The following is a 14,143-nucleotide window of genomic DNA, read 5'->3' as shown; positions in this document are numbered from 1 at the left end:
GAGCGCATCCCCTTGATTGGCAGGAGCCTGTGATGGCTGGTGGAGTGGTACATTTCGAGATCCCCGCGGAGGACGAACGCCGCGCCCGCGACTTCTACACCTCGGCTTTCGGCTGGGAGGTCACCTCCATGCCGGAGATGAGCTATTCCATGATCAAGACGACGCCCACGGATGCGGCCGGCATGCCCTCGGCTCCGGGCTCCATCAACGGCGGCATGTTCCGGCGCGAAGGCGACCTCCGCTCCCCGGTCATCACCGTCGACGTCGACGACATCGACGCGGCGCTGGAGAAAATAGGGTCCCTCGGCGGCAGCACGGTCTCACCGCGGCAGGAAGTCGGCACCATGGGCTGGGCCGCCTACTTCCGGGACACCGAAGGCAACGTCGTGGGACTCTGGCAGAGCGCGCCGGGCGGCGATGCCACCGGCTCCGCGGGCGACGACCTCGGCGCCTGATGCCCCCGCGCCCGGCTCAGGGCATTCCGGCGCCAAGCCACAGGGCCAGGACAGCCAGCGGCACGGTCACAACGGCGGCGACCAACCCGGCGAGCGCGAAGCCGCCCCACCGGATCCCGACATTGAGCACCCGCAGGCGTTCGTGCCACAGCAGCGTCGCCAACGACGCCCAAGGGGTCACGAGCGGGCCAAGGTTGACCCCGATCAGCAGCGCCGCCAGCCGCACCGGCGAGCCGGCCACCGGTTCCAGGGCCAGGTAGGCCGGCAGATTATTGACGGCGTTGGCCGCGCCCGCGCCCAGCCCGGCCAGCCGCAGCAGCTCCGGCAGCCCCTCCCCGGTCCCGGCGACGCCGGCCAGCAGCGTCCCCAGCCCGTGGGCATGCAGGGCGTCCACCAGGATGAAGAGGCCGACGGTAAGCATGAGCGACCGCCACGGGACCATGGACCAGCGCAGTGCGGACGGGCGGCGCCACAGGAACAGCACCAGGAGTACGCCCGCGGCGGCCGCGGCGGGAAGGTAAACCGGGACGCCGGACACCAAAGCCGGCAACAGCACCAGCATCACCCCGCCGGCGGCATACAGCAGCAGCGGGTCCGGCGCCCGTCTCGCCGGCTGCGGACTGTAGCGTCCGCGCAGTTCCTTCCGGAAGGCCAGCCACAGCAGCACCAACGGCGCCAGAATGCCCACCAGCGCGGGTGCCCAGACCAGCCGGGCAAACCCGGCAGGGGTGAAACCGAGGCGCTCCTGGGCCAACAGGTTCGTCAGGTTGGACACCGGCAGCAGGAGGGAGGCCGTGTTCGCCAGCCAGATGGCGGTCAGGGCAAACGGCAGCGGCGGGATTCGGGCGTGCACGGCCAGCAAAACCACCACCGGGGTCACGAGCACCGCCGTCGTATCCAGCGACAGGAACACCGTGGAAACTGCCGCCAGCGCGATCACCAGCAGCCAAAGCAGCCCCACCCGGCCCCGCCCGAAGGCGGCCAGCCGGCCGGTCACCGCCCGGAACAGTCCGGCGTCGTCGACCAATTCCGTAACGAAGGACATAGCCACCACGAAGCCCAGCACCGGCGCCGTACGCCCGGCCAGGGCCTGGAACGCCGGCCAGGGCAGCAGCCCGGCAACCAGCACCCCGGCGCCCGCCAGCAATACGGCGACGGGTACGAGGTAGCTGCGCAGCGACTTCCAGCGGCTCGTCGGACTCACTGCCCCATCGTCGCACCGGTGGCGGCAACCGGGCGTGCGGACTGCCCGTGTCCGCGGAGACGGTAACTTTGTACCTATGAAGTACGCGCAGTCCGTCCTGGACCTCATCGGTCACACGCCGCTCGTCAAGCTCAACCACGTGACCGACGGCATCGCCGCCACGGTGCTGGTGAAGCTCGAATACCTGAACCCCGGCGGGTCCATCAAGGACCGCATCGCCGCCAAGATGATCGATGAAGCTGAACGCAGCGGCAAACTCCTCCCCGGCGGGACCATCGTGGAACCGACGTCCGGCAATACCGGCGTCGGCCTGGCCCTGGTGGCGCAGCAGAAAGGCTACCGCTGCATCTTCGTGGTCCCGGACAAGGTCGGCGAGGACAAGCGGGCCGTGCTTCAGGCCTACGGCGCGGAAGTGGTGGTGACGCCCACGTCCGTCGCACCGGACAGCCCGCAAAGCTACTACGGCGTCTCGGACCGCCTGGTCACCGAGATCCCCGGCGCCTACAAGCCGGACCAGTTCTCCAACCCGGCCGCGCCCGCCAGCCACTACGAGTCCACCGGGCCGGAGATCTGGCAAGATACGGACGGCAAGATCACGCACTGCGTGATCGGCGCCGGTACCGGCGGCACCATCACCGGCACCGGCCGGTACCTCAAGGAGGTCTCCGCCGACCGCCCCGAGGCTGACGGCGGCGTGGTCAGGATCATCGCGGCCGACCCCGCCGGGTCGGTGTACTCGGGCGGCACCGGCCGGCCGTACTTTGTCGAAGGCGTCGGCGAGGACATGTGGCCGGTCAACTATGACAAGGCCGTTCCTGACGAGGTCTTGGCCGTCAGCGATGCCGACTCCTTCGCCATGACCCGCCGGCTGGCCCGGGAAGAGGGCCTCCTGGTGGGCGGTTCCTCCGGCATGGCCGTCGTCGCCGCGCTGCGGGCGGCGCGTGAGCTGCCGGCGGACGCGGTCGTGGTGGTCATCCTGCCCGACTCCGGCCGCGGCTACCTCGCGAAAATTTTCAACGACCAGTGGATGCGGTCCTACGGCTTCCTGTCCGGCGGGGACGAAGCCCTGGTGGAGGAGGTGCTCAAGTCCAAGACCGGCGAACTGCCGGACCTGGTCCACATCCACCCCAACGAGAGCGTCCGTGACGTCATCAACATCATGAACGAGTACGGCGTCTCGCATATCCCCGTGCTGTCGGCCGAGCCGCCGGTGGTGATGGGCGAGGTCCTCGGGGCCGTGGACGAACGCACCCTGACAGCCAAGCTGTTCCGCGGCGAGGCCCGCCTCACGGACAAGATCTCCGAGCACATGGAGGCCCGGCTGCCCGTAATCGGATCACTCGAATCGATCTCGACCGCACGCGAACTTCTCTCCGGCGCGGACACCCTGATGGTGACGTACCTCGGCGCCCCGGTAGGGATCCTCACCCGCCACGACCTCCTCGCCTACCTCAGCAACTGACCAGTTACCAGTCCAAGGAGCCCCATGACCCAGCCAGAAAGCTCTTCCACGACCACCGGCTTTAACACCCGCGCCGTGCACGCCGGCCAGGCCTTCGAGCCGCGCACCGGAGCCGTCGTGCCGCCGCTGCATTTTTCCTCCACCTATGCGCAGGACGGAATCGGCGGCCTGCGGTCCGGCTACGAGTACGGCCGCGGCACCAACCCGACCCGCGATTCCCTGCAGGAACAGCTGGCCGCACTGGAAGGCGGCGCCGCGGCGTTCTCCTTCAGCTCCGGCCTGGCCGCGGAGGACTCGATGATCCGCGCCCTGACCCGGCCCGGGGACCACATCGTGCTCGGCAACGATGCCTACGGCGGCACCTACCGGCTGATCAGCCGCGTCCTGGGCGGCTGGGGGATCGGCAACACCCCGGTGGACATGTCCGACCTTGACGCCGTCGCGAAGGCCGTGGCGGCCGGCGGCACGGCAGCCGGCGGCGGCCGGACCCGCCTGGTGTGGGTGGAGACCCCGTCGAACCCGATGATGAAGATCACCGACATCGCGGGTCTCGCCAAGGTAGCGCACGACGCCGGTGCCCTCCTGGTGGTGGACAACACCTTCGCATCGCCGTACCTGCAGAACCCGCTGGCCCTCGGCGCCGACGTCGTGGTCCACTCCACCACCAAGTACATCGGCGGGCACTCCGACGTCGTTGGCGGCGCCATCATCGTCAACGATGCCGAGCTGGCCGAAAAGATCGGCTTCGTGCAGTTTGCCGTCGGCGCGGTCTCCGGCCCGATGGACGCTTTCCTGACCACCCGCGGGCTCAAGACCCTGGGCGTGCGCATGGACCGGCACAGCGACAACGCCCAGGCGGTGGCCGAGTGGCTGCTGGAACGCCCCGAGGTGGAGGCCGTGCTGTACCCCGGGCTGCCCTCGCACCCCGGCCACGAACTGGCCGGCAGGCAGATGAAGAAGTTCGGCGGCATGGTCTCCGTGCAGTTCAAGGGCGGCGAAGCCGCGGCGCGCACGGTGGCCGAATCCACCTCGGTCTTTACCCTCGCGGAATCCCTGGGCGGCATCGAATCACTGGTCAACTACCCCTCGGAGATGACCCACGCCTCGGTCAAGGGCACCGAACTGGCCGTCCCGGAGAACCTCATCCGGCTCTCGTGCGGCATCGAAGACGTCGAAGACCTGATCGCCGACCTCGAGCAGGCGTTCGCGCGCCTCCAGCAGGGCAGCTAGCCCCCGGTGACGGTCACTGCCCGGGCAGCCCGGAACGCCACCGGCGGCTGGATCGCGACGGCCGCCGGTGCAGCCGCCGTGGTGGCCGCGCTGGCGGTGCTCTACTCCGCCTACATCCCGCTGATGAACGACTTCGAGGTCTATTTCTACGGCGGAAACCGGGTGCTGCAGGCGGGGGAGACCGGCGTCAACGAACTCTACGCGCCGCGGGACGGACTGCCGTTCACCTATCCGCCGTTCGCCGCCCTGCTCTTCGCCGCGCTGGCCACCCTGGGGCAAGGCGTGGGGAGCCTCGTCTTCATTGCCGCCGCACTGCTGGGCGCCGCCGTCGTGTCCGCCTGGCTGACCCGGCACTATTTCGGTCTGGGCCGCTGGCGGGACGCGGCCGTGGACTGGCGGTCCCGTGCAGCGGCGCTCGCGGGCACCGCCGCGATCCTGCTGCTGGGCCCGTGGCGGGACACCTTCGACTTCGGCCAGATCAACGTCATCCTGATGGGCCTGATCCTGGCCGACTTCGCGCTGCACGGTAAGGCCAGGGCGGGGGAGTTCCGCTGGCCGGCCGGCCTGCTGATCGGGGTGGCGGCCGGAATCAAGCTGACCCCGCTCGCCTTCGGGCTGTACTTCCTGGTCCGCCGCGATTTCAAGGCCCTCGGCTGGATGGCTGCCGGGTTCTTCGGATCGATCGTGCTGGCGTGGGCGGTACTGCCCAACGCCTCCTGGACGTTTTGGACCAAAATCCTGCCGGACACCGGCAGGATCGGCGGCCCGGGGTATGTGGACAACCTCTCGGTCAAGGGCCTGCTTCTGCATCTGGGGCTGCCCGATACCTCCCTGACCACCCTGGTGTGGCTGGTGATGTCCCTCGCCCTCACCGCCGTGGCTGCGCTCGTGATCAAATGGGCGGTCGAGGCGGAGGAGAACTTCGTCGCCGTGTCCGCCACCGCCTTGCTGATGCTCCTGATCAGCCCGGTGTCCTGGTCGCATCACTGGGTCTGGATGGCCGTGGCGCTGCCCTGTATGGGCTTTGCCATCCACCGGGTTCCGTCACGCAACGGCAGGATGCGGCTCGCGGGCTGGATCATTGTGGCCGCGTCCGCCGTCGCCTTCTACCTCACGCCCAAGTACCTGGCGGTCCTGGCCGGAGCGCGCGAGTGGGGCAAGACGCCCGTCACGCAATGGCAGCTCACCGCCGGGAGCCTGGGCGTGCTGTGCGGCATGGCGATGCTGATCTACTGGGCGCTGGCCTACCGGCCGTCCCGCACCCGGCTGCACGGTCACGGCTGGGCCGGCCGCCCCGCCTCCGGCCACCCCGCGTCGAAGTGACATTTCACGGCAGTTCATTCGTCGAACATTGCCGTGAAATGCCATCTCACCGGCCGACCCTAGCTTTCTTCAAGGTAGCCAGCTAGTCTGCCGGAATGGCACTTCGATCAGACTGGTCCCGGCGCAGTTGCAGCCTGGCCCGCGGCCTGGACATTCTCGGCGATCCCTGGAGCGTTCTGGTGCTTCGCGAGATTTTCCTGGGCAACGGCCGCTTCGACGCGATGAAGGCCCGGCTCGGCGCGTCCGACTCCGTTCTCACCCGCCGGCTCGCCTCCCTCGTCGAGGCGGGCATGCTCACCCGCCGTCCCTACGACGACGGCGGCCGGCGCCGCCAGGAGTACGTGCTGACCGCCAAGGGCGAGGATGCCCTGCCAGTGCTCAACGCCGTCGTGATCTGGGCCGAAAAGCATCTGGCCGCGCCCACCGCAAAGGCCCATATGTTCGTGATCCACAGCGGCTGCGGGCACCGCACGACGTCGGCCGACACCTGCACGCGCTGCGGCGAACGGCTGACGGCCGAAAACACCAGCTGGCACAGCCTCACCCGGACAGCTGACCCGGTGCCCCTCGCCACCGCGCTGACTCCCCGGGCCGCAGGGGACGCCGCATGAGCGCGCCCCGGACCGTCGCGGGCAAGGCCGCTGCTGGCAAGGCCAAGGCGGCCCAACCTCTGGCGGGCCAACCCTCGGCGGGCCAACCCAAGGCGGGCCAGTCCACGCCGCGGCAGGCCGGGCTGCCCCCGGCGCGCCGCAAGCTGCACCCGGCCTGGGTCGTCGCCGCCGTCGCCTTCCTTGCCCTGGTCGGGGCGGCCGGGTTCCGGGCAGCGCCCGGCGTCCTCATGGTGCCGCTGCAGAACGAGTTCGGCTGGTCCACGACCGTCCTCTCAGCCGCCGTCAGTATCAACCTGGTGCTCTTCGGACTCACGGCGCCGTTCGCGGCGGCCCTGATGGAGCGCTTCGGAGTCCGCGCCGTCACCTCGGTGGCGCTGATCCTGATCGGGGCCGGCAGCGCCCTGACGGTACTGGTCAACCAGTCCTGGCAGATCCTGCTGACCTGGGGCCTGCTGATCGGGCTCGGCACCGGATCCATGGCGCTGGTCTTCGCCGCCACCATCGCCAACTCCTGGTTCGCGAAGAGCCGCGGCCTGGTGGTCGGCATCCTGACCGCCGGAAGCGCGGCCGGGCAACTGGTGTTCCTGCCGTTCATCGCCGCCCTGGCACAGAGCCCGGGCTGGCGCCAGGCTTCGCTCCTGATCGCCGCCGGCGCCCTCGCGGTGGTCCCGCTCGTGCTGAAGTTCTTGAAAAACTCCCCGGCCGAGGTCGGCGCACTGCCGTACGGAGCCGAACCGGCCACGGCGGATCCCGGAGCGGGCGGAGCCTCGGCGGTGCCCGCGGGCGGGGCTTCGGCCGAACCCCGCCGGAACGCCGCCGTCCGGGCGCTGCAGGTGCTAAAACGGGCGAGCAGGGTCCGGACCTTCTGGGCGCTGGTGGCCGGCTTCGCGATCTGCGGGGCGACAACCAATGGCCTGATCGGCACCCACTTCATCCCCTCGGCGCACGACCACGGCATGCCCGAGACCACCGCGGCGGGCCTGCTCGCCGTCGTCGGGATCTTCGACATCCTGGGCACCATCGCGTCGGGCTGGCTTACCGACCGGTTCAACCCGCGGATCCTGCTGGCCGTGTACTACCAGTTCCGCGGCATCGGACTGCTCGTCCTCCCACTGCTGCTCAGCGCCGAAGTCCACCCGAGCATGCTGGTGTTCGTGGTCATCTACGGGCTCGACTGGGTCGCTACCGTCCCGCCGACGGCCGCGATCTGCCGCGAAAAATTCGGTCCCGACGGCAGCGTGGTCTTCGGCTGGGTCTTCGCCGCGCACCAGCTTGGCGCTGCGGCGGCCGCGTTGGCCGCCGGCGCCGTCCGGGACGCCACCGGCCAGTACACCTATGCCTGGTTCGCTGCGGCCGCGATGTGCACCATCGCGGCCGTCATCAGCGCGACCATCCGCAAGGACGCCGGCCGGACGGCCGTTGCTCCGGCCGCGGCGTAACGCGGCACTAGGCTGAACGCCATGGTCACCCCTCCGCCGGTCCCCGGTTCCCGCCCCGCACCCGAACCCGGCGCGCCGGTCCCGCCCACCCCGCCCGGGCCGCGCAGGACCGCGCTGGTGACCGGCGTTGGCCGGCTCGCCGGGCTGGGTGCGGGAATCGCCCGCCGGCTCGCCGCCGACGGCTGGGACCTGGTCCTGACCTACTGGCAGGACTACGACGCGCGGATGCCCTGGGGAGTCCAGCCGGACGACGTCGAACGCCTCACCGCCGAGCTGGAAGCGATCGGGGCCGCCGTGGTTGCAGTGCCCGCAGATTTCCAGGATCCGGCCGCCGTCGACCGGCTGATGGCTGCGGCGGCGGCGGGGGCCGGCATCCTGCACGGGTTGGTCCTCGGCCACGCAGAATCCGTCGACTCAGGCATCCTGGACACCAGCCTGGAGAGCTTCGAGCGGCACTTTGCCGTAAACACCCGCGCCAGCTGGCAACTGATCGCGGCATTTGCCCGGCAGGCCCCGGCCGAGGGCGGTGCGATCGTGGCGCTGACCAGCGACCACACCGCATTCAACCTGCCGTACGGCGCCTCCAAGGGCGCGTTGGACCGGATCGTGATCGCCGCGGCCCGGGAGCTGGGGCCGCAGGGGATCAGCGCCAACGCGCTCAACCCGGGGCCGGTGGACACCGGATGGATGGACGAACGGCTGCGCCGGGAACTGGCCGGCCGGCAGCCCGGCGGCCGGCTCGGCACTCCGGCAGACGTGGCGGAGACGGTGGCTTTCCTGCTCTCGCCGGCAGGCCGCTGGGTCTCGGGCCAGCTGGTGAAGGCCGACGGCGGCTTCTCCGCCTGACCCCGGGCCCCTTCTAACCGGCAGCGCACGGCACCGGCTCCGCTCCCGAGGGCCACGCCGACCACGCCGCGCTCCTGCCCAGTTACTCCGGCAGCCGGGTGAAGAATCCGGCCGACCCGCCGGTGTCGGGCGGCTTAACCGGCCGGGCCGGGGGTGTAACTGGGCAGGAACGCCGGCCTCGGTGCGGGTTGCCGGCCGGCCGCGGCTGCCCACCTACACTGGTGCCATGGAGACCGCTTCTGTGCTGGCCATTTGCCGGGTGCACCAGCTGCACGCCGATGCCGGGAACGTGGGTGTGACGGCGATCGATAAGCGCCCCGTGGACGGCCTGGTGAAGGTCCGCCGGCTGGGCCTGTACGGCGACGTGCAGGCCGACCGCCTGCACCACGGCGGCGAAGACCAGGCCCTCTACGCCTACTCCCAGGACGACGCCGACTACTGGGCTGCGGAGCTGGGGCGTGAGCTTCCGCCGGGAACCTTTGGCGAAAACCTGCGCGTGGCGGGCATCAGCGCGACCGGTGCGGTCATCGGCGAACGCTGGAGGATTGGGCTCGATGTCGAGCTGGAGGTGACGTCCCCGCGGGTCCCCTGCGCCACCTTCCAGCGCCGGATGCAGGAACCGCACTGGGTCAAGCGGTTCACGGAGGCGGGACGGGTAGGTACCTACCTCCGGGTGGTCCGGCCCGGAAGCATCCAGGCCGGAGACCACATCCACCGGAGCCACATCCCGGCCCACGGGGTGACCATCGGCAAGTGGTTCAGCGACCCCGCGCTCGAGGACATCGCGGCGCTGCGGGACGCCGACGCCGGCGGGCAGATCCGCCTCCAGCCCGACTATGCCGCCGAGTTCAAGAAACGGCAGCGCCAGCTGGGGGTGTAGGACCAAACCCGGCCTGTGTGCGCAAGCTCACCGCCGCCGTCGGCCGCTGCAGTGGCGTCCGCGCCGCAGCATGCCTTACACTTGAAGCATCCCCCACTCCGGAAATCCCTTATTCCTGCCCAATTTTTGAGGCAGGACTGGCAAGTGTTGGGGCCCGCAAATGTGATGCGGGCATTTTCATAGGGAGAGCCGGCTAAAGAAAACGCTGTACAGACTGCTGGGATAGCAGCCAAGAGATGCAGCGGGAAGTCCTGCCACGGGATTGCGAAAGCGCCGGGCTTCTGTGACCGGCCGGTCAACGTATGCCCGGCATTCCGTGTCACGCGTACTGCGGCTCCGCTCACCTCGGGTAGTGCCGCCTGGCCCCTATGGATGAGGAAGATTCCCCTATGCCCGAAAATCAGGACAACTCCGTCGACACCGAGAACACTCAGGCCGACGTCGAGGTTACCGAAACGGCTGCCGCCGAGAGCAACACCACCGTTGACGCCGTTCCCGCCGACAAGCCCGCGGAAACCGCCGCGGACAAGCCCGCCGAGGCCCCCGCCGACGCCGCCGCTCCCGCCGCCGACAAGGCTCCCGCCGCCGACAAGGTTGCCGAGGCCCCCGCTCCCGCCGCCGACAAGGCCGCCCCCGCTGCCGCCGCCGACAAGGCCGCCGACGAGGAGGAAGGCGTCAAGTTCGTCGACCTCGGCATCGACGGCCGCGTTCTCGCAGCCCTGCAGGACGTCGGCTACGAGAAGCCGTCCCCGATCCAGGCGGCAACCATTCCGCTGCTGCTCGAGGGCCGTGACGTGGTGGGCCTGGCCCAGACCGGCACCGGTAAGACTGCAGCATTCGCAGTACCGGCGCTGTCCCGGCTCGCCGAACTCCACGACCTGAACGGCCCGTCGCGCAAGACGCAGGCCCTGGTCCTGGCCCCCACCCGTGAGCTTGCCCTCCAGGTTGCTGAGGCCTTCACCTCGTACGCCAAGCACATCGACGACTTCACCGTGCTGCCGGTCTACGGCGGCTCCGCCTACGGTCCGCAGCTGGCCGGCCTTCGCCGCGGCGCGCAGGTGGTGGTCGGTACCCCCGGCCGCGTGATCGACCACATCGCCAAGGGCTCCCTCGACCTCTCCGAACTCCAGTACCTGGTGCTGGACGAAGCCGACGAGATGCTCCGCATGGGCTTCGCCGAGGACGTGGAGCAGATTTTCCAGCAGACCCCGGAATCCCGCCAGGTCGCCTTGTTCTCCGCCACCATGCCAAGCCAGATCCGCCGCCTCTCCAAGCAGTACCTGAACAACCCGGCCGAGGTCCAGGTCAAGTCCAAGACCACCACAGGTGCCAACACCCGCCAGCGCTACCTGCAGGTCATGGGCCCGCACAAGCTCGACGCACTGACCCGCATCCTCGAGGTCGAAGAGTTCGACGGCGTCATTGCCTTCGTGCGGACCAAGATGGCGACAGAGGACCTGGCCGACAAGCTTAAGGCCCGCGGCTTCCAGGCGGCAGCCATCAATGGTGACATCCCGCAGCAGCAGCGTGAACGGACCGTTGAGGCGCTTAAGGAAGGCCGCATCGACATCCTCGTTGCTACCGACGTCGCGGCCCGCGGCCTGGACGTGGAGCGCATCAGCCACGTCGTTAACTACGACATCCCGCACGACACCGAGTCCTATGTGCACCGCATCGGCCGCACCGGCCGCGCAGGCCGCTCCGGCGACGCCATTCTTTTCATGACCCCGCGGGAGAAGTACCTGCTGCGGTCCATCGAGAAGGCGACCCGCCAGCCGGTCGAGCAGATGCACCTGCCCACCGCCGAGACGGTCAACACCCTGCGGCTGGGCAAGTTCGCCGAGAAGATCACCGAGACCCTGGAATCCGAGGACGTCGCCTCGTTCCGTGACCTGATCTCCTCCTACGAGGCGGAGCACAACGTGCCGGCCGCCGAGATCGCCGCCGCACTGGCCGTCATGGCCCAGGGCGGCCAGCCGCTCCTGGTCAAGGAACTCCCGGCCGCGCCGGAATTCCAAAAGCGCGAGCGTTCCAAGGACGGCTTCGGCTCCCGCGGGCCGACCCGCACGCTGACCGAGGGCAACGCCACCTACCGGATCGCGGTCGGACGCCGCCAGCGCGTCATGCCCGGTTCGATCGTCGGCGCCATCGCCAACGAAGGCGGCATCTCCTCGGCCCAGATCGGCGGAATCGACATCCGCTCGGACCACTCCCTCGTGGAGCTCCCGGCCGACCTGAGCCCCGAGCAGCTGCGTGCCCTCTCCCGCACCCGGATCGGCGGCGAGCTGATCCACCTCGAGCTGGACAACGGCCGCAAGCCTTCGGGCGAGCGGGGCGCCTACCAGGGCAACCGCGGGGGAGAGCGCGGCGGTTACTCCGGCGGCAGCGGCAATTTCAAGGGCAACGGCGGTTTCAAGCGTGAGTTCCGCAAGCAGGACGGCGAGCGTTCCTCCGCGGACCGCGGCGGCCGCTCCTTCAGCGACCGCAACGAGCGCGGCGTCGGTACCGATACCCGGAAGCCGCGCCACGAGGGCGGCTTCAAGCCGCGCAACAAGTGGTAACTCCTAGTTCCTAGGCAACAGAACGGGCCGGCTCGGGTGAGCCGGCCCGTTCGGCTTTAACCGCGGCGTCCCGTTCTGCGCCAACCGGCGGCGGTGCACGAGTTTGCTTCGTCACATCCGGGCCGCCGGAGCGGCGTGGGCACCGCTGCGGCCCCGCGTGACGGGCCGGGATTCCCCGGGATGGCGCGGATTCCGGCCCACAGGACGCGGCGGTCGGACCGATTTGTTGGGAGCCGAATCTTCCGGTAAAGTATTTACTCGTTGCCCCCCTAGCTCAGTGGTAGAGCGCGTTCTTGGTAAGAACGAGGTCACCGGATCGATTCCGGTGGGGGGCTCTGGATGAGGGCCTGTGTCAAGGCGGTTTTGACCGGCTTGACACAGGCTTTCCTCATTCGTGGCGGTGTAGCTCAGTTGGTTAGAGCGCACGACTCATAATCGTGAGGTCGGGAGATCGAGCCTCCCCACCGCTACCAGATAAGACCCCCGGAATCCTTGAGATTTCCGGGGGTTTTTCTTTGTGCAGGTAGAAGCGAGGATTGGAAGCGCTCCTTCAGAATCTCCTGAAATCCAGCCCATTCTCTAACAACTTCGCCAGCCGGCCCGCCCAGCCGCCGGCTGTTCAGGCGGCTATCGCGCTTTCCCAGCTAGCGCACTGCGGGCGAGGCCCGCACGTGGGTGCCGTTCGGGCCGTCCTGGTGGGCTCCGTTCGAGTTGACAGAGCCAGTCGGCCGTGTGGCCAATACGAGCAGAAGCAGCCTGGATTTTACCAATACGACCAAAAGATTGATGTCCTGTGTGCGTGCCAAGAACATGAACAAAGCATCAGCCCATGTTTCATGTCACAAAGGAGTGAGTAATGTTCCGTACTTCCATCAATAATTCGGGTTTGCTGAGCCGCCGGGGCTTTGCCGGCCTCGGCGCCCTCACCGCCGTCACCCTGGTGGTCACCCTTGCCGGCTGCGGTGGCCCGGCGAGCGGCGGTGCAACACCAGGGAGCGCCGGCGCTGGCACGCCAAGCTACTACCCGGCCGACTACGCAAAGATCATTGACGCGTCGAAGGCGGAAGGCGGCTCCCTCTCGATCTACTCGAACACAGACCAAGAGAATTGGGCGCCAATCCTTCGGGACTTCAAAGCCAAGTACCCCTGGACCAAGGTCTCGGCGGACAACCTGGACAGTGACGAGGTCTTCCAGCGCCAACTGAGTGAGACCGCCACGGGCAAGGCTCCGGCGGACATGCTCGTCTCCAACGCCGTGCAGGCCTGGTCGAACTATGCCTCAAAGCCCGACACCCTCATGGCCTATGATTCCCCGGAAACGAAGCAGCTGCCTGAATTCGCTCAGCTGATGCCGAATGTGTGGGCCATGTCACTGGACCCGGTAGGCATCGCCTACAACTCAGCGCTCGTGAAGGAAGCACCAACCAGCATCGCCGATCTCGCCAAGACCGTCTCGGCCGATCCGGGCAGCTACAAGAACAAAATCACCACCCGCGACGTGAAGGGCGCGTGGGGCTTCAGTGTTTCCCGCGCCTTCGCCGAAGGAAACTCCGCAGCCTGGAACAGCCTCGACAGCATCCTGCCCGCGGCTCGTAAGGAAACGTCCTCCGGCACCCAGAAGGAGAAGATCCTTTCCGGGGAATACATGGCTGGATTCTTCATCAGTTCGGCCGTGGGGTACCCGGCCGAGAAGGCCAGCGGCGGGTTGCTTAAGTTTGTTCTGCCCAAGGACGGCACTGTTGTCCTGGGCCGTGGAATTGGCATCACACCCAAGGCTCCGCACCCCGCTACGGCCAAGCTTTTCCTCGACTTTGTACTTTCCGAGGCCGGCCAGAACGCCGTCGCTGAAGGCGGCCTCAGCTCGTACCGGGAGAGCGTCAAGCTGACAGAGGGTCGCCACACCTACCAGGAAGTGGAGAAAGCCGTCGGGAAGGACGGCATCATCCGCGTGCCCTACAAGGTGGTTCCGAGCGCTGATGTCACCACTTTCGTCACCAAATGGAACGACAAGCTCGGCAAGTAACGCGCTCTGCATCATCGACTGTGACCAGGCAGGCTAAGCAATGACAACCACCCGCACGGAACGTGCAACTAAACCGCCGGCCAGCCGGTCCGCCCTGCCGGCTCCGAAG

At 68.5% G+C, this 14,143-nt stretch carries 11 protein-coding genes and 2 tRNA genes; 12 read left to right on the top strand and 1 reads right to left on the bottom strand.

The window, feature by feature from the left end:
• Nucleotides 1–32 precede the first annotated feature (32 nt).
• A complete protein-coding gene (locus AC3ANP_RS01700) occupies nt 33–455 on the top strand; it encodes a VOC family protein (protein ID WP_488331639.1) in 423 nt (140 codons plus the stop codon).
• 16 nt (nt 456–471) lie between these two features.
• Here AC3ANP_RS01700 and AC3ANP_RS01695 read toward each other — a convergent pair whose 3' ends face one another.
• Nucleotides 472–1,659: an ArsB/NhaD family transporter gene (locus tag AC3ANP_RS01695; RefSeq protein WP_488331638.1), complete on the bottom strand. Its 1,188-nt coding sequence runs from the start codon at nt 1,657–1,659 to the stop codon at nt 472–474.
• 76 nt (nt 1,660–1,735) lie between these two features.
• On the opposite strand from AC3ANP_RS01695, the gene AC3ANP_RS01690 reads away from it, so the two are divergent.
• The 11 genes from AC3ANP_RS01690 to AC3ANP_RS01640 all read left to right on the top strand — a co-directional run bounded on the left by AC3ANP_RS01690 (nt 1,736) and on the right by AC3ANP_RS01640 (nt 14,034).
• On the top strand, nt 1,736–3,121 hold the full coding sequence (locus AC3ANP_RS01690; RefSeq protein ID WP_488331637.1) for a cystathionine beta-synthase: 1,386 nt from the start codon (nt 1,736–1,738) through the stop codon (nt 3,119–3,121).
• A 24-nt stretch (nt 3,122–3,145) separates the two neighbouring features.
• On the top strand, nt 3,146–4,351 hold the full coding sequence (locus tag AC3ANP_RS01685; RefSeq protein WP_488331636.1) for a cystathionine gamma-synthase: 1,206 nt from the start codon (nt 3,146–3,148) through the stop codon (nt 4,349–4,351).
• Nucleotides 4,352–4,357: 6 nt separating this feature from the next.
• A complete protein-coding gene (locus tag AC3ANP_RS01680; protein WP_488331635.1) occupies nt 4,358–5,674 on the top strand; it encodes a glycosyltransferase 87 family protein in 1,317 nt (438 codons plus the stop codon).
• Between the two features lie 95 nt (nt 5,675–5,769).
• On the top strand, nt 5,770–6,285 hold the full coding sequence (locus AC3ANP_RS01675) for a winged helix-turn-helix transcriptional regulator (protein ID WP_488331634.1): 516 nt from the start codon (nt 5,770–5,772) through the stop codon (nt 6,283–6,285).
• Complete coding sequence (locus AC3ANP_RS01670; RefSeq protein ID WP_488331633.1) at nt 6,282–7,724, top strand: MFS transporter; 1,443 nt, start codon at nt 6,282–6,284, stop codon at nt 7,722–7,724. The genes AC3ANP_RS01675 and AC3ANP_RS01670 overlap by 4 nt, the downstream gene beginning before the upstream one ends.
• 21 nt (nt 7,725–7,745) lie before the next feature.
• A complete protein-coding gene (locus AC3ANP_RS01665) occupies nt 7,746–8,570 on the top strand; it encodes an SDR family oxidoreductase (protein WP_488331632.1) in 825 nt (274 codons plus the stop codon).
• Between the two features lie 226 nt (nt 8,571–8,796).
• A complete protein-coding gene (locus AC3ANP_RS01660) occupies nt 8,797–9,450 on the top strand; it encodes an MOSC domain-containing protein (protein ID WP_488331631.1) in 654 nt (217 codons plus the stop codon).
• Between the two features lie 389 nt (nt 9,451–9,839).
• Complete coding sequence (locus tag AC3ANP_RS01655) at nt 9,840–12,011, top strand: DEAD/DEAH box helicase (protein WP_488331630.1); 2,172 nt, start codon at nt 9,840–9,842, stop codon at nt 12,009–12,011.
• A 263-nt stretch (nt 12,012–12,274) separates the two neighbouring features.
• Nucleotides 12,275–12,346: transfer RNA gene (locus tag AC3ANP_RS01650), tRNA-Thr, on the top strand.
• 61 nt (nt 12,347–12,407) lie between these two features.
• Nucleotides 12,408–12,484: transfer RNA gene (locus tag AC3ANP_RS01645), tRNA-Met, on the top strand.
• A gap of 383 nt (nt 12,485–12,867) precedes the next feature.
• Nucleotides 12,868–14,034 carry an ABC transporter substrate-binding protein gene (locus AC3ANP_RS01640; protein WP_488331629.1) on the top strand — a complete coding sequence of 389 codons (1,167 nt, stop codon included), beginning with the start codon at nt 12,868–12,870 and terminating at the stop codon, nt 14,032–14,034.
• Nucleotides 14,035–14,143: the final 109 nt, after the last annotated feature.

This window comes from Arthrobacter sp. JB02-1C, assembly GCF_057748045.1.
Note: the sequence above shows the minus strand (reverse complement) of the source record. Positions and strands in the feature narration are given on the sequence as shown.

Bases quoted from the DNA above. Each gene is read 5' to 3' on its own strand.
- AC3ANP_RS01700 (WP_488331639.1), top strand. From the start codon at position 33: ATGGCTGGTGGAGTGGTACATTTCGAGATCCCCGCGGAGGACGAACGC.
- AC3ANP_RS01690 (WP_488331637.1), top strand. From the start codon at position 1,736: ATGAAGTACGCGCAGTCCGTCCTGGACCTCATCGGTCACACGCCGCTC.
- AC3ANP_RS01685 (WP_488331636.1), top strand. From the start codon at position 3,146: ATGACCCAGCCAGAAAGCTCTTCCACGACCACCGGCTTTAACACCCGC.
- AC3ANP_RS01675 (WP_488331634.1), top strand. From the start codon at position 5,770: ATGGCACTTCGATCAGACTGGTCCCGGCGCAGTTGCAGCCTGGCCCGC.
- AC3ANP_RS01670 (WP_488331633.1), top strand. From the start codon at position 6,282: ATGAGCGCGCCCCGGACCGTCGCGGGCAAGGCCGCTGCTGGCAAGGCC.
- AC3ANP_RS01665 (WP_488331632.1), top strand. From the start codon at position 7,746: ATGGTCACCCCTCCGCCGGTCCCCGGTTCCCGCCCCGCACCCGAACCC.
- AC3ANP_RS01660 (WP_488331631.1), top strand. From the start codon at position 8,797: ATGGAGACCGCTTCTGTGCTGGCCATTTGCCGGGTGCACCAGCTGCAC.
- AC3ANP_RS01655 (WP_488331630.1), top strand. From the start codon at position 9,840: ATGCCCGAAAATCAGGACAACTCCGTCGACACCGAGAACACTCAGGCC.
- AC3ANP_RS01640 (WP_488331629.1), top strand. From the start codon at position 12,868: ATGTTCCGTACTTCCATCAATAATTCGGGTTTGCTGAGCCGCCGGGGC.